General features: G+C 59.7%; 18 protein-coding genes and 1 pseudogene. 6 read left to right on the top strand and 13 right to left on the bottom strand.

What is annotated here, in order from left to right:
• Positions 1–578 (top strand): hypothetical protein (locus tag VFN25_RS09055; protein WP_414648916.1); only part of this gene is annotated, 578 nt, incomplete at its 5' end.
• A gap of 243 nt (positions 579–821) precedes the next feature.
• On the opposite strand, the gene VFN25_RS09050 is transcribed toward VFN25_RS09055, so the two are convergent.
• Entirely contained in the window at positions 822–1016 is a 195-nt protein-coding gene (locus VFN25_RS09050) for a hypothetical protein (RefSeq protein WP_325141038.1), read from the bottom strand.
• A 560-nt stretch (positions 1017–1576) separates the two neighbouring features.
• Here VFN25_RS09050 and mnmG point away from each other — a divergent pair.
• Positions 1577–3463, top strand: coding sequence for a tRNA uridine-5-carboxymethylaminomethyl(34) synthesis enzyme MnmG (gene mnmG, locus VFN25_RS09045; RefSeq protein WP_325141036.1), 1887 nt, complete (start codon positions 1577–1579; stop codon positions 3461–3463).
• A gap of 82 nt (positions 3464–3545) precedes the next feature.
• Positions 3546–5903 carry a Tex family protein gene (locus VFN25_RS09040; RefSeq protein ID WP_325141034.1) on the top strand — a complete coding sequence of 786 codons (2358 nt, stop codon included), beginning with the start codon at positions 3546–3548 and terminating at the stop codon, positions 5901–5903.
• A gap of 65 nt (positions 5904–5968) precedes the next feature.
• Here the strand turns inward: VFN25_RS09040 and VFN25_RS09035 are convergent, their stop codons facing one another.
• The 4 genes from VFN25_RS09035 to glyQ all read right to left on the bottom strand — a co-directional run bounded on the left by VFN25_RS09035 (position 5969) and on the right by glyQ (position 11203).
• Complete coding sequence (locus VFN25_RS09035) at positions 5969–6841, bottom strand: YbaY family lipoprotein (RefSeq protein ID WP_325141032.1); 873 nt, start codon at positions 6839–6841, stop codon at positions 5969–5971.
• 285 nt (positions 6842–7126) lie between these two features.
• The gene (locus VFN25_RS09030) at positions 7127–8038 is read right to left on the bottom strand and encodes a GGDEF domain-containing protein (RefSeq protein WP_325141030.1); all 912 of its coding nucleotides are present in this window, start codon (positions 8036–8038) and stop codon (positions 7127–7129) included.
• 100 nt (positions 8039–8138) lie between these two features.
• Positions 8139–10301 (bottom strand): glycine--tRNA ligase subunit beta, encoded by a 2163-nt coding sequence (gene glyS, locus VFN25_RS09025; RefSeq protein WP_325141028.1) that lies wholly within the window; start codon positions 10299–10301, stop codon positions 8139–8141.
• Entirely contained in the window at positions 10298–11203 is a 906-nt protein-coding gene (gene glyQ, locus VFN25_RS09020) for a glycine--tRNA ligase subunit alpha (protein WP_325141027.1), read from the bottom strand. The genes glyS and glyQ overlap by 4 nt, the downstream gene beginning before the upstream one ends.
• Before the next feature lie 74 nt (positions 11204–11277).
• Between glyQ and VFN25_RS09015 the strand changes: the two genes are divergently transcribed.
• Positions 11278–13119: a GspE/PulE family protein gene (locus VFN25_RS09015; protein ID WP_325141025.1), complete on the top strand. Its 1842-nt coding sequence runs from the start codon at positions 11278–11280 to the stop codon at positions 13117–13119.
• 104 nt (positions 13120–13223) lie between these two features.
• On the opposite strand, the gene VFN25_RS09010 is transcribed toward VFN25_RS09015, so the two are convergent.
• The 6 genes and pseudogenes from VFN25_RS09010 to VFN25_RS08985 form a co-directional block, all read right to left on the bottom strand.
• On the bottom strand, positions 13224–13445 hold the full coding sequence (locus VFN25_RS09010) for a hypothetical protein (protein ID WP_325141023.1): 222 nt from the start codon (positions 13443–13445) through the stop codon (positions 13224–13226).
• A gap of 218 nt (positions 13446–13663) precedes the next feature.
• Positions 13664–14428 (bottom strand): twin-arginine translocase subunit TatC, encoded by a 765-nt coding sequence (gene tatC, locus VFN25_RS09005; protein ID WP_325141021.1) that lies wholly within the window; start codon positions 14426–14428, stop codon positions 13664–13666.
• Positions 14415–14717 (bottom strand): Sec-independent protein translocase protein TatB, encoded by a 303-nt coding sequence (tatB, locus tag VFN25_RS09000; protein WP_325141019.1) that lies wholly within the window; start codon positions 14715–14717, stop codon positions 14415–14417. The genes tatC and tatB overlap by 14 nt, the downstream gene beginning before the upstream one ends.
• Positions 14718–14737: 20 nt before the next feature.
• Complete coding sequence (gene tatA / locus VFN25_RS08995; protein WP_325141017.1) at positions 14738–14968, bottom strand: Sec-independent protein translocase subunit TatA; 231 nt, start codon at positions 14966–14968, stop codon at positions 14738–14740.
• A gap of 132 nt (positions 14969–15100) precedes the next feature.
• Positions 15101–15775 (bottom strand): annotated as a pseudogene (locus tag VFN25_RS08990) (lipid-binding SYLF domain-containing protein); the annotation flags it as partial.
• 66 nt (positions 15776–15841) lie between these two features.
• Positions 15842–16759: a DUF6923 family protein gene (locus VFN25_RS08985; protein ID WP_325141014.1), complete on the bottom strand. Its 918-nt coding sequence runs from the start codon at positions 16757–16759 to the stop codon at positions 15842–15844.
• A gap of 150 nt (positions 16760–16909) precedes the next feature.
• On the opposite strand from VFN25_RS08985, the gene hemH reads away from it, so the two are divergent.
• Together hemH and VFN25_RS08975 are read left to right on the top strand one after the other, a co-directional pair.
• Positions 16910–17962, top strand: coding sequence for a ferrochelatase (gene hemH, locus VFN25_RS08980; protein WP_325141012.1), 1053 nt, complete (start codon positions 16910–16912; stop codon positions 17960–17962).
• Positions 17959–18942 (top strand): alpha/beta hydrolase, encoded by a 984-nt coding sequence (locus VFN25_RS08975; protein ID WP_325141009.1) that lies wholly within the window; start codon positions 17959–17961, stop codon positions 18940–18942. Before hemH ends, VFN25_RS08975 begins: the two co-directional genes overlap by 4 nt.
• Positions 18943–18961: 19 nt before the next feature.
• Here the strand turns inward: VFN25_RS08975 and VFN25_RS08970 are convergent, their stop codons facing one another.
• Complete coding sequence (locus VFN25_RS08970; protein ID WP_325141006.1) at positions 18962–19714, bottom strand: M48 family metallopeptidase; 753 nt, start codon at positions 19712–19714, stop codon at positions 18962–18964.
• A gap of 24 nt (positions 19715–19738) precedes the next feature.
• Entirely contained in the window at positions 19739–20656 is a 918-nt protein-coding gene (locus tag VFN25_RS08965; protein ID WP_325141004.1) for a recombination-associated protein RdgC, read from the bottom strand.
• Positions 20657–20738 lie beyond the last annotated feature (82 nt).

Here is a 20738-nt window from a genome sequence, read left to right as displayed (position 1 = left end):
GCAACTACTACAGCTATGAGGGCAATGGCGACTACTACTACGGCGCCACTGCAGCCGATGTGGTGATCAATTCATCTCCGTATGGCTATGGCTGGGCAGGATCGAACTACGGTTTCGGTTCGGGTTATGGCTATGGCTATGGATCCGGCTATGGCGGTGCATTCGGCTTTGGCTATGGTTGGGGCTACCCTGGGCCTTACTACTATGGCTATCAGCCAATCTGGTGGCAGCCATCGTATCCAAATCAGAATTCGGCGAACTCGCGCGGCGCACGCGTTGAGCATGATCGTGCGGTACGAGCCGGACTGATCCGGCGCGATACCGTGCAAGCTCCCGTATCGGCGAAATGGCGGCGCACCCAGCCTGGCGTACGATCCGGTTTCGCCGCACCTTCGGCGCGCAGAAGTGCAACCGGCAACCTTCGATCCTCGCCGCGTCCAGCGCCGACATCCCGAACCTCGACTCCGGTTCGCAGTTCTTCTATTCGATCGGCTCCAGCACCGATGAGCCGCTCTGCACCTGCTCCTGCTCCAGTGCGCTCGGCACCTTCACCTCGTCCGTCTTCGCGTAGGGACTAGGGCCTTTTATACTAATGCGACGAATGGCGTTGCGGGGGCCGGAAAGCCCCATCGCTACGTCAGTCGTCGCTCATTTGGAATGTCCAAACCACGCTCCTCAGTCCTTGCGCTGCGACTTTCCGGCCTCCGGCGCCAGCGCCGGAATCGTGTGAAAAAGTCCGACAGGCTGCCAGGCGCAAAAAAAAAGACCGCGCAGAGCGCGGTCTTCTGGACCCCCCCAGGCATGTTGCCTGGTGTGTTGCTTCAGGCTGGCAGGCGGCTCAGCGCTTCGTTGATGCGCGCGCGACGACTTTCCAGCTGCTGCAATTGTGAAGTGGGTTGTTCGGTTGCGGTTGTACCGCGCATGTCCTGCATGGCCATTTCAAGGCGACCGAGTTCAATCATCAGGTCGTGGCGCAGGAAGAGCGGGTTCAGACTCATGGTGGCAGAAGTAAGCATGGTGGTGAACTCCTTGGGCTTGGGGTGGGTAATTGAGTAGTAGCAAGGGGCGTGCCAAGTCACCAAAATCCTGAAAACTGGCTGAATATCGATTTTTTTGCGACAGGGTTGACGTTTCTTGTCGTAAAATGACCGACAATGATCTGCAACAACGGGGCTTGCCGTTTTTCCGCGATTCGCGTCACAGTCTGTCATTCGCTGTAACGGATATGGTTTCGCTCCCGCCCGAAAAACAAATGCCACCCCTTTGCAGGCGTGGCATTGTTTGATCGGGCCGTGACCAGTCAACCTGGCACCCGGCATATGGTCCTCTTGGATCCCCCCTGTTCCTATGACCGCCGGGTGCCAGCCTTCTTGGGAGACTGGGCCCTGCAATCATCGAAACAGTGCCTGCCTGAGCAGGTGCTGCTCCCACCGGCACATGGCCAGCCCCTGAATTCCGACCTTCGGCGTGCTCGCATACGCCTAGTGCCAGTGGGAGTGCGATATGACTACAGCAGTATCCGTGCCAAATCCGACAGACTGCTAAACTTGCGCGACTGAAGCGAAGCGGCAAATCCATGTCATCCATTCCATTCCAGCAATTCGATGTCATCGTCGTCGGTGGTGGCCACGCTGGCAGCGAGGCGGCCCTGGCTGCCGCACGCAGCGGTGCACGCACCCTGCTGCTCAGCCACAGCATCGAAACGATCGGGCAGATGAGTTGCAATCCGGCCATTGGTGGCATCGGCAAGGGGCATCTCGTGCGCGAGATCGACGCACTCGGTGGTGCGATGGCGCATGCAGCGGATCGCGCAGGCATCCAGTGGCGTACCTTGAATGCCTCGAAAGGCCCGGCCGTGCGAGCAACGCGCTGCCAGGCTGATCGGGTCCTGTACAAGGCCGCCATTCGCTCGATGGTCGAATCCCAATCAGGCTTGCAGCTGTTCCAGCAGGCTGTCGATGATCTGCTCATCGAAGGGGACCGTGTGACGGGTGTGCTGACCCAGATGGGCCTGCGCTTCCACGCGCCAACCGTGATCCTGACCGCGGGTACCTTCCTTGCCGGAAAAATTCATATCGGCATGAGCAATCACGCCGGCGGTCGCGCCGGGGATGCACCCGCGCAACGTCTGGCCGAGCGCATGCGGGAACTGCCGATTGCGGTCGATCGCCTCAAGACCGGAACGCCTCCGCGCATCGATGGGCGCAGCATCGATTTCTCCGGCCTCGAAGAACAACCAGGCGACAACCCGCCACCGACATTCTCGTTCATGGGATCGCCCGATGAGCATCCGCGTCAGGTCAGTTGCTGGATCACGCATACCAGCGAGCGCACCCACGAGATCATCCGCGGTGGACTGGATCGATCGCCACTCTATAGTGGCCAGATCGAGGGCATCGGGCCGCGCTACTGTCCGTCGATCGAGGACAAGGTCGTGCGCTTTTCCGACAAGTCGTCGCATCAGATCTTCATCGAGCCGGAAGGACTCGATACCTACGAAATCTATCCAAACGGCATTTCGACCTCGCTGCCTTTCGACGTGCAACTGGAGCTGGTGCGGTCGATTCGCGGCTTCGAGAACGCGCATATTACGCGGCCCGGCTATGCCATCGAGTACGATTACTTCGATCCGCGCGGGCTCAAACCGTCACTCGAAACCAAGGCCATTGGAGGCCTTTACTTCGCTGGCCAGATCAACGGCACGACCGGCTACGAAGAAGCCGCTGCGCAGGGACTGATCGCCGGACTGAATGCAGCGCGTGCCGTGCGCGATTTGCCTGCGTGGACGCCACGCCGGGATGAAGCCTATATCGGCGTGTTGATCGACGATCTGACCACAAATGGCACGATCGAGCCCTACCGCATGTTCACCTCGCGTGCCGAGTATCGTCTGCACTTGCGTGAAGACAATGCCGATCTGCGTCTGAGCGAGATCGGTCATCGGTTGGGTTGCGTCTCTGATGCGCGCCATGAGCGTGTGCAACGCAAACGTGAAGCCATCGACACCGAACAGGCGCGTCTTCGTGCCTTGTGGGTCACGCCGGCCAATGCACTGGGCAGCGCGATCAGCGGTGAGCTCGGCGTGCCACTGACTCGCGATGCGAGCGTGCTTGATCTGCTGCGCCGGCCCGAGCTCGACTACGCCAAACTGACCTCGCTGAGCGGGATCGGCCCGGCGGTCACCGATGCAAAGGTTGCCGAGCAGGTCGAAATTGCGACCAAATACGCCGGCTATCTCGATCGCCAGCGCGAGGAAATCGAACGCAGCCGCCGCCACGAGGACAGCGAGATCCCGGACGGCTTTGATTACGATGGCGTGCGTGGGCTCTCTGCCGAAGTCCTGAACAAGCTCAAGTCCGCGATGCCGACCACAATCGGTCAGGCGCAGCGCATCAGCGGCGTCACTCCGGCGGCGATTTCGCTATTGCTTGTGCATCTCAAGCGGCACAAGCGCGTCGCCTGAATCCCTGCATGCCCATCACACCAGGGGGCCGCGTCGGCGGCTCTGCGCATTTTTGTCCAGCTATCAGGAACGCCCGAAAAGAATGTCGAGCATTGAAACGAGAATTGCCGAAGAAATCGCCGCCCGCATTGAACAGGTCCGTGCCGCCGTCGAGTTGATTGATGGTGGCGCGACCGTTCCGTTCATCGCACGCTACCGCAAGGAAGTGACCGGCGGATTGGATGATACCCAGCTGCGCCTGCTTGAGGAGCGGCTCGGTTATCTGCGTGAACTGGAGGATCGTCGCGCGACGGTGATCGCGAGCATCGACGAACAGGGCAAGCTCAGCGACAGCCTGCGCGCTGAGCTGCTTGCCGCCGACAACAAGGCACGGATCGAAGATCTCTATCTGCCGTACAAGCCGAAGCGCCGGACCAAGGCACAGATTGCTCGCGAAGCCGGGCTGGAGCCGCTGGCGCTTGTTTTGCGCGGAGACCCTTCGCAGGTCCCCGAGGAGCGGGCTATCGCCTTCGTCGACAGCGACAGAGGCGTCGCTGACACCAAGGCCGCGCTCGATGGGGCCAGGGCGATCCTGCTCGAATCGTTCTCCGAGGATCCCGCTCTGGTCGGCAGCTTGCGCGACTGGCTGAGCGCCAAGGCCGTGATCCGCGCCAGACTGGTGGCCGGCAAGGAAAGTGAAGGTGCCAAGTTCCGCGACTATTTTCAGCACGTCGAAGCGATCGGCACGATTCCCTCGCACCGTCTGCTGGCCCTGTTCCGGGCGCGCAACGAGGGCATCCTCGATCTCGAACTGGCACCACGACCGACCACGCCAATCACGAATTCGTCGGCCAGCGAAGATCCTGCTGTCGCGCTTGATGAGGCCGCAGCGGCCGGTCACGCCGAGGCCGAAGGCCGCGTCGCTCGCCATTTCAACATCGTCGACCAGGGCAGGCCGGGCGATCGCTGGTTGCTCGACACCAGTCGCCAGACCTGGCGCGTCAAGCTGCACCTGCATCTTGGACTCGATATTTTCGGCCGCGCACGTGAAGCCGCAGAGGCCGAGGCGATCCGTGTCTTCGGCGATAATCTCAAGGATCTCATGATGGCCGCGCCGGCCGGCCCGAAAACGGTGATGGGCCTCGATCCTGGCATCCGCACCGGGGTCAAGCTGGCGATTGTTGATGGCACCGGAAAGCTCCTCGACACGGCGGTTATCTATCCGCACGAACCAAGGAAGCAGTGGGACCAGTCAATTGCCGAGCTGGCCAGCTTGAGTCGCAAACACGGCGTCAATCTGATTGCCATCGGCAACGGCACGGCGTCACGTGAAACGGACCGTCTGGCCGCCGAACTGATGCGCAAGCACGCTGATCTGAAACTCTCCAGGATTGTTGTCAGCGAAGCGGGGGCCTCGGTGTATTCGGCATCGGAAGTTGCGGCAAAGGAGTTTCCGAATCTTGATGTTTCACTGCGCGGCGCAGTGTCGATTGCGCGGCGCTTGCAGGATCCGCTGGCCGAACTGGTCAAGATCGACCCGAAGTCGATAGGTGTCGGCCAGTACCAGCACGACGTCAACCAGGTGAAGCTGGCGCACGCACTCGTTGCGCGCGTCGAGGATTGCGTCAATGCGGTCGGCGTCGATGTGAATACGGCTTCGGCGCCATTGCTTGCCCGGGTTGCCGGATTGAGTGCGGCCGTGGCCGAGAATATCGTCCGCCATCGCGATGAGCATGGCGCGTTCCGCACGCGCAAGGCCTTGCTCAAGGTGCCTCGTCTGGGTGACAAGGCTTTCGAACAATGCGCCGGATTTCTGCGTATCGCGGACGGTGATGATCCGCTCGATGCTTCTTCAGTGCATCCGGAGGCTTATCCGGTCGTGCAACGAATCATTGATCAGTGCGGGCGCGAAGTGAAATCCATGATAGGCGACAGTGCGTTCCTGCGTTCGATCGATGCACAGCAATTCACCGATGCGAGTTTCGGACTGCCCACCGTCCGCGACATTCTCAAGGAGCTGGAAAAGCCCGGGCGTGATCCTCGCCCCGAATTCAAGACCGCGACTTTTGCCGAAGGGGTCGAAGACATCCGTGACCTGAAGCCCGGCATGATCCTCGAAGGCGTGGTCAGCAATGTCGCCGCCTTTGGCGCCTTTGTTGACCTCGGCGTGCACCAGGATGGCCTGGTGCATGTCTCTGCGCTGGCAAACAAGTTCGTCAGGGATCCACGCGAAGTGGTCAAGGCGGGCGACATCGTCAAGGTCAAGATCATCGAAGTTGATATCGCGCGCAAACGTATTGGTCTCAGCATGCGCATGGATGACGAACCGGGTGAGTCACGACAAGCCGCGGTGAAGAGTGGCAAGCCCAATCGACGCCCACGCGAAGCGCAAACTGCGCGGTCGAATCCGCCGGCGGTCAATAGTGCCTTCGCCGACGCTTTCAGCAAGGCGCAACGCTGACCTGAAGCCACAACGAGAAAGGCCGGCGATTGCCGGCCTTTCAGTGAGCGTCCGATTCCGGAAAATTATTTCCGCTTCGGCAACTTCTTTTCACCCATCGCATACGCCTTGAGCGCATCGTCGTAGTAGGACTGGGCTTGTTCTTCGCTGACCGATTCGCCACCACTCACCTCATTGAGGATGAGCGTGCCATTCTCGTCCCAGCCAACCCGTGTCGTGATTCGACCCTTCTTGAGAATCGCCATCGGCTTGCCGTCGAGGAACGCGTATTCGATATTGGTGCGCACTGCGCTGTCACCCTCGCCGAGTTCGGAATTGACGCGCATGAAGCGCAACTTGTTGCCGGCTTCGACAAATCCATCCCACGCCACCGAAAGGTCACCGTCGAGGAAGGAATTCTGAATCCGCTTCATGCCGCCGATATGAGATTTGAGTTTGTTGAACGCAGCCTTGAGTTCCTCGCCGGGCGTTGCTTCAGAGTTGAGCACAACCTCAACTTCCGAACCGGCACCGCCGGTCAGGACCGGTGACTGCAAGGCTGGAACATAGTGGCGCTCACCATCGAGAAGCAGCACATTGACCACGTAGACCCGAGTTGGATCGATGTCGGATGGATCCACTGAAAGGGTGAAATGATAGGGCGGCTGGCCGCTGACCACCTCGGAAGTTTCGGCGAGGGATATCTCCGGCTGGGCAACATCCACCAGCTGGACGCTCAGTTTCGCTCCGGGATTTATCGCGGCAGGTACTCGCAGCTTGATCGTGCCATTGATGTGATCGGGAATCGTGGCTTCGACCTGCTGCTCACTGGATTCCGCGCCATTCCCGTTGCCATTGCCATTTCCATTGGCATTGGGTGCATTGGCGGTTTGATTGGAGGAATTGCAGCCCCCCAGTACAGCCAGCGCGGTTAGGGCGGCGGCGACATATATCTTCATGAAAGGATCCTCAAGAGCAATAAACGAGAAGCATCGTAGTTGGTCGGTGGAGCATAGCGCTCAATACATGAACGAACCATCGACCGCGACGGGGTTTGCCTTAACGAGCTCCTCGGTGGAAGCGCGTGGGGCGAGCACAATAAAGCGCCGGGGCAATGGAATCAATCGCTTCACTCACGTTCGGCTTCATATCTGCTGACTGAATCGACTCGCGGCAGCGCAGATCGAGCGGCGTGATTGTCACTTGATCGGCGTTGCCTTGACCTGGGGAGTTCCGGAAATTCTCTAGTCAGCTGCTGACAGCGTGGAGCGAACGAGATTGCGCCCTCCTTGCTTGGCGCGATAAAGCTGCTCGTCTGCGGCCTGCATCAAGTCACCGGTGGAGGTCATGCCGGGCTTCCAGTTGGCGGCACCGATGCTGACCGTGATTTTTTTCGCCGTATCGTTGAGGGTGAACTCAAGCTCAGACAGCGCGCGACGCAGGCTCTCGGCGAATTCCTCCGCCTGGGCGAGATCGTGCTCGGGCAGCACGACGGCAAATTCTTCACCGCCTATGCGCGCGACGATGGATTCCTCGCGCGAGTGTCCACGCAAGCAAAGCGCTACTCTCTTCAGGACCAGATCGCCATTTGGATGGCCAAATTCATCGTTGATCAACTTGAAGTGGTCAAGGTCGATGATGAGCAGACTGAGCGGTCGCTTGTAGTTGGCGGCGCGCACGATCTCACGATCAATCAGCTCAAGAAACTGACGGCGGTTGTAGAGATCAGTCAACGGGTCGGCCGTGGCCAGTTGATAGAGTTCCTCGTGATAGCGTGCCTCGACGGAAGAGCGATCCATGAACTTGAGTACATAACTGCCGATTCCGAGGTGATCGCCATCCTTGAGTTCGGCCTCAATGATCGGCTGGTCGTTGAGAAAGGTCTTGTTGGTGGAATCAAGATCCTTGATTCGGTAGCCAGCAGGCTCACGAGTGATCCGGCAGTGCGCGCGTGAAACGCTGCGCTCGATGATCTGGAAATCCGCTTCCGGAGCGCGACCGATGATCAGCGGCTCATCGCCGAGATTGATGCGCTGGCCGAGGCGCTGGCCCTGCAGAACGACGAGACACGCCGGAACTTCGCCGCCACCCACCCGGCGATGCGGATGCATGGTCTTGCGTTGGGTGGTGCTGGCGTCGTTGCTGCGTTGAGTCATGTGGCGCGGCGTACTTCAGTCACGAGGGCCCCCGTTTCAAACAGCCGTCTGTCAACAGCGAGTTTACGCGAACACGACCCGATTTTGCCTGCGAATGGGATCACGAAGCCGTGCCCGCAGACGGTAGCAGTGAGATGTCGGCAACATGCAGGAACATCGATCGCAAGCGGCCAAGCAGGATCAATCGGTTGCGCCTTACCGCGCTGTCATCAGCCATGACCATGACGCTGTCGAAGTATTGATCGACGGGATCACGCAGAGTCGCCATGCGTTGCAGCAGGCCGACATAGTCCGCCTCTGCAATCAGCGGCTCACTGTCAGTTTCGGCTTGGGCAACGGCTGCGACAAGATCACGTTCGGCATCCGACTCAAGCAGCGTTCTATCGATTTCGCCGCTCATGTTTTCGCCGGCCTGGCGCAGGATATTGCCGATGCGCTTGTTCGCCGCCGCCAGTGCCTGCGCTTCCGGGAGCTTCGCGAACTCGACCACCGCGCGCAGGCGGCGATCGAAATCAAGAAGCGAGGATGGCGCCAACACACGTACCGCTTCGAAGGCCTCGCTGCCGATACCCTGATCCGCGTAATAGTTGTGCAGACGCTCGGTGATGAACGCGTAGATGTCATCGGCAAGCGCGTGGCGGTGCTTGCCGGCATCGAATTCTCGCGGCCTTCCATCCTTGCCTTTGCCGAGTCCGGCGATGAAGGCTGCTTCCGGCAAGCTGGCCAATGCCTCGGCAAGATGCGCCTTGAGATCGAGATCCAGCTCGGCTTCGATCATGGTCCTGGCAAGGCCAAGCGCCGCGCGCCGCAGCGCGAATGGATCCTTGTTGCCGCTGGGTTTCATGCCGACCGCAAAGATGCCGGTCAGTGTATCGAGGCGTTCGGCAACCGAGAGCACCTGGCCCAGCTTGCCGCTGGCGATGCCATCGGCGGCATTGCGCGGGCGGTAGAACTCGTCGAGTGCAGCAGCGACTTCCGCCGGCTCGGGCTTCTCGCCCTGGCTCGCGTAGTAGCGGCCCATGATGCCTTGCAGCTCGGGAAATTCGCCGACCATGCGCGACATCAAATCACATTTGCTCAATGCGGCCGCTCGTGTCGCCAGGGCGGCATCGACGCCGACGCGATTGGCAATCACGCGGGCCAGTTCGGCGACGCGGATGCACTTGTCCCAGACGCTGCCCAGCGATTGCTGGTAGGTCACCGATTTCAGTGATTGCTGGAATGATTCGAGGCCCTGTTTGCGGTCTTCGTCGTAGAAGAACTTGGCATCGGCAAAGCGCGGTCGGATGACGCGTTCGTAACCCTTGCGAATCTCGGCCGGATTCTTCGACTCGATATTGGCGACGCCGATGAAGTGCTCGCTGAGCTTTCCTGCGGAGTCAAGGACAGACACGAATTTCTGGTTTGACTCCATGGTCATGACCAGGGCTTCCTGCGGCACGGTGAGGAATTCCTGATCAAACTCGCAAGTGATGGCCACCGGCCATTCGGTCAGGTTGGCAATCTCGTCGAGCAAATCCGCCGACAGTTGTGCCGTACCACCGCAATCACGGACGGCGCGGGCAACTTCATCGACAATGCGCAAGCGGCGTTCTTCCGGGTCCGCAAGCACCTTTGCGCCACGCAATGCATCGAGCCAGGAATCGGCATCGGCGACCTGCACCGGTCCGGCATGGTGGAAACGATGCCCGCGCGATTGCCGATCCGATCGGAGTCCGAACAGTTCGGCGGGAATGATCTCGCTGCCGTGCAATACGACCAGCCAATGGGTCGGCCGTACAAACGCGTACTCGTGATCGCCCCAGCGCATCGGTTTCGGAATCGGCAAGGCCTTGATGGCGTCGGCAAGAATTGTCGGCAGCAGGGTCGCAATGGGCTGTCCGGGCTGGGTTGCGCGATAGACAAACCACGCTCCCTTGTCGGTTTCGAGCTTTTCCAGTGCGGAAGTCTCGACGCCACAGCTCGCCGCGAATCCACTCAGGGCGCGTGTCGGTTGACCCTCCGCGTCAACACCAGCAGCAAGGGCAGGGCCGCGCCGTTCAATGGCTTGATCGGGTTGCACGTGACCGACCTGGCCGACCAGCACGGCCAGACGCCGCGGCGAACAGAAGGTCTTCGCATTGTCGGCATCGAACGGGATGGCGTTCTTTTCGAGGCCATCAAGGATGCCCCTGGCGAATGCTGCGGCGAGAACATCGAGGGCCTTTGGCGGCAGCTCTTCGGTGCCGATCTCGATCAAAAGGCTGGCGGGCTTGGTGCTCATGCGGCTTCCTTGCTGTTGCGAAGCCCCGGAAAACCGAGTTTCTCGCGTTGCGCGAAATAGGCTTCAGCGACGGCGCGAGACAGCGTGCGCACGCGCAAGATATAGCGCTGGCGCTCGGTGACACTGATCGCGCGACGCGCATCAAGCAGATTGAAGGTGTGGCTGGCCTTGGTTACCTGCTCATAAGCAGGCAGCGGCAGGCCAGCCTCGACCAGCTTTTTCGCTTCGGCTTCGCAGCTGTCAAACCAGTCAAACAACTTGGCAACATTGGCGTGCTCGAAGTTGTAGGTGCTTTGTTCGACTTCGTTCTGGTGGAACACGTCGCCATAGCTGACTACGCCGCGTGGGCCATCGGTCCAGACCAGATCGTAGACGTTGTCGACGTTTTGCAGATACATGGCCAGACGCTCAAGACCGTAGGTGATCTCGCCGGTGACCGGACGACATTCAAGGCCGCCGGCTTGCTGGAAATAGGTGAACTGGGTGACTTCCATGCCGTTCAGCCAGACTTCCCAGCCGAGACCCCAGGCGCCGAGGGTGGGCGATTCCCAGTTGTCTTCGACGAAGCGCAGATCGTGAACCAGAGGATCAATGCCAAGTGCCTTCAGCGAATCGATGTAGAGGTCGAGGATGTCATTCGGGTTCGGCTTGAGCACGACTTGATATTGATAGTAGTGCTGCAATCGATTCGGGTTTTCTCCATAGCGGCCATCGGTCGGACGCCGAGACGGTTGCACGTAGGCGGCCGACCACGGTTCCGGACCGAGCGAGCGCAAAAACGTCGCGGGATGGAAAGTGCCCGCGCCGACTTCGGTATCAAGCGGTTGAATCAATACGCAGCCCTGCTCCGCCCAAAAGCGGTTCAGGGTCTGGATGACATCCTGGAAGCTGAGTCCTGTCATGTTCTCGATCACGGTTGCATTGGCAAAGCGCGCTAGTATAACGGGCGCTCATGATCTACGAGGATAGACGCGGCATGGCAACTCGACAGGTGCGACCCGGCATCACCGACCGTGCCCCGGCGACGGCAGCAGCGACGGCACCGAAGCTCGGCCTGCATCATCGAATCGAACTCGATGAAACGCTCGCGGCCCTGCATGCTGACGGCCTCATATCAGAGGCCGATGCGCGCCGCGTGCGAGCCGATGTGCGTACGACCCACGGCAAGCTGGAGCTGCATCCGCTGATTCTTGTGGCCAATCTGAAGCTTGCCGATATTCGCAATCCGGACAAGCCCTTGAGCCTGGAAGTGCTGACCCATTGGCTGGCCGGTCGGGCGCAATTGCCGTATCTGAAGATTGATCCGATGAAGATCGATGTGCCGACGGTGACCCAGGTGGTCAGTCACGCCTACGCCTTGCGCTATCGGATCCTGCCGGTTGCAGTCAGCGAGATGCAGATCGTGTTTGCCACTTCGGAACCGTTTGATACGCGCTGGATGGCAGATCTCGGTCATATCCTGCGCCGTGACATCCAGCGCATGGTTGCCAGCCCGATTGATATCAGCCGCTTCCTGACCGAATGGTGGGGCGTGCAGCGTTCGATCCAGAAAGCCAGGGACGCCAAGGCGGTCGCTGGCGACACTTCGGCCTTGCTCAACTTCGAACAATTGGTCGAGCTTGGCAAAGCCGGCGAGCTCGGTGTCGATGATCGGCATGTCGTGCATATCGTCGATTGGCTGCTGCAATACGCTTTCGAACAACGGGCATCGGACATCCATCTTGAGCCGCGGCGCGATACCAGTCTGATCCGCTTCCGCATCGATGGCGTGATGCACAAGGTTTTTGAGCTGCCGACCCCGGTGATGACGGCAGTCACTTCGCGTATCAAGATTCTCGGACGCATGGATGTGGCCGAGAAGCGACGCCCGCAGGATGGCCGCATCAAGACCCGATCACCCGGTGGGCGTGAAGTCGAGCTGCGACTGTCGAGCATGCCGACCGCGTTTGGCGAGAAGGTCGTCATGCGCATCTTCGATCCGGATATCGTGGTCAAGGAATTTCGCCAACTCGGTTTCACCGACGAGGAAGAATCGATCTGGCGCGGCATGGTCGAGCGACCGCACGGCATCGTACTGGTCACCGGCCCGACCGGATCGGGCAAGACGACGACGCTGTATTCGACGCTAAAAGTGCTGGCGAAGCCGGAAATCAACGTCTGTACCGTCGAAGATCCCATCGAGATGGTCAGCCCCGAGTTCAACCAGATGCAAGTGCATAACGCGATCGATCTGGATTTTGCCGCGGGCGTGCGCACGCTGATGCGCCAGGATCCGGACATCATCATGGTCGGTGAAATCCGTGATCTGGAAACCGCGCAGATGGCCGTGCAGGCCTCGCTGACCGGCCATCTGGTGCTCTCGACCCTGCATACCAATGACGCTCCCAGTGCATTGACCCGCTTGCTCGATCTTGGTGTCGCCCACTATCTGATCCAGTCGACCCTGACCGGGGTTGTCGCGCAACGCCTTGTGCGCACCTTGTGCCCGCACTGCAAGGTGGAAGTTCCGTTTGACGAGCAGGGTTGGCTGGCGATGACGCCGCGCTGGAAATTACCGCCGCCGGAACACAATTTCGGGCCCAAAGGCTGTCTGGAATGCCGCAAGACGGGGTTTCAGGGGCGTACGGGTATTTACGAGATGATGCGCATCTCCGCTCCGTTGCGCGGCTTGATCCAGCCAGATATGGAGCTGGCCAAGATCAGCGAAACCGCGCTGGCAGAAGGCATGCGCCCGTTGCGCGTATCGGCAGCCGCCCAGGTTGCGCGAGGCGTAACCACCTTGAAGGAAGTCATGAACGTGCTGCCGCCGATCGAATAGCGGTACCCCAACGGCACAAATAAAAACGCCATCTGACGGACAGATGGCGCTGACAAGATTCGCCGCCCGATATCCTTCAGGCGGCGCGATCAATGTGTTGCGTACTACTTGCGAGCGCGAGCGGCGTTGCTGCGGATCGCCTTCAGCGGGTCACCGAGCTTTACCGTCGAGAGGTAGCTGTTGATGGCTTCGTTGGTTACGTCATAGAGCGGACGACCCATCACGGCCGCTGTCGCCTTGAGGCTGTCACGCATGCGCTTGGATACGCGCAGGCTGGCATCACGTGCATCATCATCAATCGCTGCTGCTTTCTTTTTGGTAGCCATGTTTCCCCCTTAGGGATAGTGATAAAGAAGTTTCTGTGACGATATCCTTTTTGGTCACGGTCACAAGTGTAGTGCCATTCTGTCACGGAATAAACATGTCAAAGGTTGGTTTGGGTAATGATTTGTGAACAAAAACGGCATTCCCATTCACAATGAGCCATTTTGCGGCGAAATCATTGACGAAAATCGATCAGCGGGAAACTGGAAAATTTTCGGAATCAGGCTGAGGGAGCGTCGCTATTGTCGGGTAAACGTCGGGCCAGAAGTCTTGCCGCGAAGATGCCGACCTCATAGAGCAGGCACATTGGAATCGCCAGCAGCAATTGCGAGATGACATCCGGTGGAGTCAGGATGGCGGCAATGACGAAAGCGCCGACAATCGTGTAAGGCCGGCTTTTGGTCAGTTGCTCCGGCGTTGCGATTCCGGTTGCGACCAGCACAACCAGCGCCACGGGGACTTCAAAACAAAAGCCGAATGCAAGAAAAAGGACAAGTACGAAATCCAGAAACCGGCTGATATCGGGCATCACCGTCACCCCTTCCGGAGCGACGGAAGTCATGAAAGTGAAAATGGCCGGAAGCACCAGGTAATAGGCAAACGCGCAGCCGATGTAGAAAAGAGCGACGGATGAGGCGAGCAACGGCACGGCGAGCCGTCGTTCATGTTTGTACAGGCCTGGTGAAACGAACGACCAGAACTGATAGAGGATGAACGGCATGGCCAGAAACACGGCAACAAAGAATGCCAGCTTGAGCGGGGCGAAAAATGGTGAAGCGACATCCGTTGCGATCATCGCGCCGCCGACCGGCAAATTCTCGATCAGAGGCTTGGCCAGCCAGGCGTAGAGTTTGTTGGCCAGCGGTATCAATGCAATCAGGATCAACAGGACTGCCGCCACCGCGCGCAGCAGGCGCGAGCGCAATTCAATCAGATGCGACAGGAACGATTGTCCCTGGTCGTCGTTCTCCTCAGGATTGCTCATCGGATGCCTGCTTGTCCGGTTTGCCGCTTGCGGCATTGCGAATCTGCTCGGCGGTGGAGCGGATCTCCTCGCGCATATCGAGGTTCCGCGCGGTGTCATGGATATTGCGCTTGATGTCCTCGGCCGCCAGTTCGCGTTCGATTTCACTGCGCACGCCTTGCCAACTGTTGCGCAGACGGCGTAGCAGGGCGCCGGCCGTACGCGCCGCTCCGGGCAAGCGTTCGGGTCCAAGGACAAGCAAGGCGACGACGGCAACCAGAGCCAGTTCGCCGAAACTTAGATCAAACATGAGTGTGGCCTAATCCGAACTTATGACTCGGCGCTTTCTTTCTTGCTGTCGGTGGTCGATTGCGCGTCGGGGGCGGGATCGGCTTTCAATTCGGAAGGCTTGGATGGCTCATCACCCTCCTGCATGCCCTTGCGGAAACTCTTGATGGCCGAACCCATGTCTTCGCCGATGTTGCGCAACTTCTTGGTGCCGAACACCAGCGCAACGATGACGAGAACGATAAGCCAATGCCAAATGCTGAAAGTGCCCATCTGATTACTCCGTAAAAACTATTTGGTGAGATTCGCTGGTCGAATGCGAAGCGCAGGAAGTTGCGGCTCGCAAGAGACGAATACTCTCCATTGTATTTCGATATCGGCGCAAATGTCGGTAACGCCGGGCTACTTCGCAGTGTACTCCTCAAGACGATCGCGAAAATCCACCAATACGTTCGGTACGTTGTCGACGCCGCCGTCGAAAATCCGCCGCGGCGTCACGCCTTCACCGTAGATCAACTGGTTGCTGGCATTGTTGATTGACAACACGGTGCCATCGAGGGCAACGCCGGCAAACAATCCGCGCGCACGTGAGTAGGAGAATATCTCGGCCTTGAGCTGGGCATCAGTCGATGCATGTGCCGATCGTCCTACCGGGCCGGCAGCGGCGGAAGCATCGGCACCGAGAGTGAATTTGCCATGCACGATCGAGTCGACGCCGCGTTCGGTGCGGAAGATGAGAACGACATCGGTCGAGGACACGCCAGCCTGAAAGCCGACACTGCCACCGGTCAGATTGACGAACGCCGCGTTCGACCAGGTGCCATCCCGTGTCTTCACTGCAATCAGGCCTTCACCACGACGGCCGCCGATGACAAAGCCGACCTTGATGACATCCGGTACGACGACGATGGCGTGCGCACTTTGCAGCAAGTCACGCGGGATCGCCTTGTCCGGCGCCTGCATGATCTCGTTGAGAACGCGTACGGCGTTTTCGGCGCGTTTCAGTTCCGGGTCGGCGGCTTGAGCGCTGAGGCAAACCAGGGCGAGAACAACGCTGAACAGGCGCAGCAGGACGGGCATGATCGACTCCGGGAGTGGAAATCGGCTCACGCTAGCAGGTCAAGCTGAGCGTTCGATGAAGCGGAGTTACAAGGGCTGGTTGAAGCGGCGCCGCAAATGCCAACCGCTGGCGGCAAGTACCAGCAGACCAAGCAGGATCATTGCCCAATTGGACTGAATTGGTAGCGCTGCCGGTGCTACCGGACTACCGTCCGGAACTTCAGGCACGCAAGAGTTCGGTGCAACCGCAAAGCCCTTCATGCTGATATGGCTCAGACTCGCCGGGCCAGTAATCGGGCCGAGATTGGTCATTGCGCCAGTGGCCAGATCAAATCGTGCCAGATCGCTCCACTCGCGATCGAACGGCGGGTTGTAGCTCAGGGATGCCCAGAGTTTCCCGTCCGAGCCAAAGCCCGGGTCGATCCACGGAACCGTGTCTGCGAGAGTGCTTATCCGTGTCGCGGCACCATTCTGCATGTTGATCGTGTATAGCCCCTGGTCTGCGCCGATACCGGTGCCGTAAAGGACGCCGTTGCGCATGGCCAGACCGCTGATTTGGCGGGAGGTGGAGCCAATTCGTGTAATTGCTGCAGATTGTGCGCTGACTCGCCAAAGATCACGGCTGACTGCCGATGTCATCCAGAATGAGCCGTCGCAGCCGTAGGTCATCGAAAGATCGAGAGAATCGAGTTGTCCCTGACCTTGGCCGGTGAGGCCAAAATTACCGATGTAAGTGGTCGATGCGTTGTTGCTATCGATGCGAATGAGGGACTTCTGATTGCCGGCGATGGCATACAACTCGTTGCCGGGGCCGTAGCTGAGGCCGGTCAAATTCGATAGTGGCAATCCAGCATAGGTGCCGGTTCGACCAACGGAGGTCGCTACTCGGGTTCCAAGGTCGATCCGGTAGAGCTCATCGTATGCCACGCCATAGGCCACCGTATCCGCCAGAACCTGCGAAAACGGAGCGATGGAAAGCACAGCTGCAATGAGGCAGGCACGCATGCGCATAATGGCGTTCTTTTGTTATGTTATTGATAATCGTCAGCCTCAATGCTTCCCCGAGGCCTCGTTCAGTCTAGCAGTTTTCTTTGCGCCGACAAGGCCTTGGAGCATATCCCGTATCTCTTTTCATGCTCTCGAGGCACACTCTGCATGTCGCGTTTTCTCGCGTTTCCCGAACCCTCCCAATCACGCAAGTTGGCCATTCTGCTGGTCAATCTGGGTACGCCTGATGCACCGGATGCGGTATCAGTCAGGCGCTATCTGGCTGAATTCCTTGCCGATCCGCGCATCGTCGAGCAGCCGCGCTGGCTCTGGTGGCTGGTATTGAACGGGATCATCCTGCGCACGCGACCGGCAAGATCCGCGCGTGCCTATGCCAAGGTGTGGACGCCGGAAGGCTCGCCTTTGCAGGTGGAGACAACCGCACTCGCCAGTCGCTTGCAATCGGTTTGTGCGGCGGAGTTTGGCGATCAGGTCCTGGTCCGCCATGCCATGCGCTATGGTTCGCCATCCATTGCCGACACGCTGGCTGACCTCGCCCGCTCGGGCATGCGGCGACTGCTGGTGCTGCCGTTGTTCCCGCAATATTCGGCGACGACCACCGCATCGGTGTTCGATGCGGTGTCGGCCACGCTGCGGCACTGGCGGCGCCTGCCGGAACTGCGTTTGGTCAACGACTATTGCCACGAAGCCTCCCATATCGACGCGCTGGCCCGAAGTGTCGAGCGCCATTGGCGGGCCAACGGCCGTGCTGATCGGCTTTTGCTCTCGTTTCACGGTATTCCCGAACGCTATGTGCGCAATGGCGATCCTTACCGCGAGCAGTGCGAAACGACAACACAATTGTTGCGTCAGCGCCTTGGCATGAATGAATCCGAGCTTTTGTTGAGCTATCAGTCGCGCCTTGGCCGTGAGCCGTGGTTGCAGCCGTATACCGACAAGACGCTGGCCAGCTTGCCCGCGCAAGGTGCTCGCAGTGTCGATGTGATGTGCCCGGGTTTCGCCGTCGATTGTCTGGAGACACTCGAGGAAATCGCCATGGAAGGGCGCGCAACTTTTCTTGAAGCTGGCGGAACCACGTTCAATTACATTCCGTGTCTGAATGACAATGAAGACCAGGTCGGCTCGATCCTGGCGCTGGTCAGACGTCATTGTGCGGGCTGGCCGGAAATGCAGCGCGCGGCTACGGAGATCGAATCGTGAACGACACTGCCTTCAAGGAGTTGCGCATACCGCTACGCCATTTGACCCTTGCCGCCAAGGCCTGGGGAAACCCTGCCGATCCACCGATTCTGGCCGTGCATGGCTGGCTCGACAATGCGGGATCTTTCGATCGCCTCGCGCCGTTGCTGGATGGTCACTACCTGGTCGCGGTCGATCTGGCCGGGCACGGTCGATCCGATCATCGGCCAGCGGGAACCTGGTATCCGTTCGCGGACTACCTCGATGACATTGGCAAACTGATCAAGAGATTCGGCTGGCCGTCGGTCGATCTGCTCGGCCATTCGCTGGGCGCGGCTCTGGTCAGCACCTATGCCGCGATTTGTCCGCAGCAAGTCCGCCGGCTGCTTTTGATCGAGGGTCTGGGTCCGTTGACCCAGAGCGCTGACAAGACCCTCGATCAACTTCGCAAGTCGCATGCTGCCAGAGACTCGTTCACGAGCGATGGATTGCGGGTTTTCGCGAATCTCGACGAAGCGATAGCTGCGCGTTGCCATTCGGGGAATTTGTCCGGGCAGGCGGCGCGCAGTATTGTCGAACGTGGGGTGAAGGCGGTTGCCGGCAACCCGGGTGGATCCGGAATCGACAGCACCTGGCAGGTTCCGGGAACGACCTTGACGGGACTGGACATCAGAAGCGGCGATGGAGCAGCGTGTCTCGATACACGGCAGGCGTCAGCCGGCCTCAGTTGGTCATCCGATCCACAGTTGACGGTTCCGAGTTCGACACGGCTGACAGAAGATCAACTGGCCGACGTGTTGGCGGCGATCGTGGCGCCAACCTGCCTGATTCTCGCCGAGCCGAATGCACCTTATATGCCGCCGGCGATGGTGGAAAATCGAATCGCCCTGCTGGGTGAGATCGAGGTCGTGCGCATGACCGGAACGCATCATCTGCATCTGGAAGAGCCACAACCGGTGGCGACAGCCTTGCGCGAATTTCTGCAGCGGCATTCGTCGTAATAGTGTGATCAGCGTTGCCCTAAATCAAGCGCGTCAGCTCAGCCTTGATCGCCTGGCCATTGATGCGCAGCCACTCACGCTGATCCTTCCAGCGCGGCAGGATCGATTCAACCAGTGCCCAATAACGCGGTGAATGGTTGCGGATGCGCAAATGGCAGAGCTCGTGGACGAGCACGTACTTGAGTGCCGCCGGCGGGGCGAGGGCGAGCGCGAGATCGAGATTGACCCGATCGCGTGTATCCAGACTGCCCCAGAGTGTCTTCAGCGGGCGCACCCGAACCAGCGTCGGCGCAATGCCGATACGCGGGCAATAGAGCGCCAACCAGCGTGAGACATCCTTGCGCAGTTGCGCCTCAAGATGCGTTCGGAGCAAGCCACGTGCGGTTTCAAGCGCACGACGATGCAGGCGCGGTAGGGTCAGGCGCAGACGATCACCGATCAGTTCGATGTGCGGAAACGGGCCTTCGCGCCAGCACAGACGCACGCTTTCGCCGCGCAGCTGGATGACCGTGGTCGCACCAGGCTCGAGAGCGGGCGGCTGGTTAACCAGGCGCAGCTCATCCAGTTTCTGCTCCAGCCATTCGCCATGCTGGTGCAGGAAAGCCAGGGCCTGGGTCGAATGGGTTCCCTTCGGACAAGTCAGCCGGGCGCCACCCGAGGTGATGGTCAGGCGCAAGCGGCGAGCCTGCGGGTGGCTCTTGCGCAAAACCCGGATTACCTCGCCGTTGGCGGTCGGCAGCTCCAGATATTGATTCTCGATTTCGGGATTCATGGCTCGAGCGGCAGCATACGGTTTCTATTCGCGTTCGTCCGGTCGTGGCAGACCGAACCATTCGTCGAGCTTTTCGAGCAAGCGCTTCGTTTCCAGGGTCATCAGGGCAAACCGTGCATCCAGTTCGGCACGTGCGGATTCCGAGGCGTCATCGCCGATCTCGTCAAGGACCACATCGAGGAAGCGGAATTTGCGGATGGTCAGGTCTTCACCGAGGACGAAGGCCATGCGCTCATCGAGTTCGAGGCCAAGCTGGAAAACCTGCTTGCCGGATTTCAGGTGCTCGCGAACTTCGTCGGATTCGAGATCCTGGCGACGACAGCGGACGATTGCGCCAGCCTCGGCCGGGTCGCGCAACTCGCATTCGTCACCCCAGCTAAGGCCCGGCGGAAGCTTGCCGCTGACCAGCCAATCGGTCATCAAGCTGCGTGGTGAATCCGAGGGTGCCATCGGTGTCGCAGGAAACCGGCCCAGCGCTTCACGCACCTGGGTGACCGCTTCTTCGGCCAGCTTGCGGCTGGCGGTGTCGATCACCATCCAGCCCTCGGCCTCATCCAGATAGGCGAATACGCGCGAAGGCCGGACAAAAGCGCGTGGCAGCAAATCGGTCATCACCTCTTCCTTGAGGCGCTTGCGTTCGCGGGCACCGATGCGGCGAGCTTCCTTGTCGGTGATTTCCGCGACCTTTGCCGCGAGGGCTTCGTTGATCACCGAGGACGGCAGCAACTTGTCCTCGCTGCCGATGGCCAGCAGGGTGAACTTGCCGGCACGGTGGGTCAGTTCATCGGATTCGCGCCCATATGGCGAAACGAACCCGCGTGTTGCCAGTTCGATCGGGCCGCAGGGGCGAAGGCGATGGCCATCAAGCAGACCATCGAGCTCGGAAAGGCTTTTCGACGAGCTTTTGGGGAAGCGGAACAGGGTCAGGTTGCGAAAGAACATGGGGTGTCGGGGGTTCCTTGGGGCGTAAGCGGGGCGAAAAAACTGATCCTTGCAGAGGGCAGGATCAGGTCATGAGACTGAT

This window comes from Dokdonella sp. (genome assembly GCF_035703485.1).
GTDB lineage: Bacteria > Pseudomonadota > Gammaproteobacteria > Xanthomonadales > Rhodanobacteraceae > Dokdonella.
Note: the sequence above shows the minus strand (reverse complement) of the source record. Positions and strands in the feature narration are given on the sequence as shown.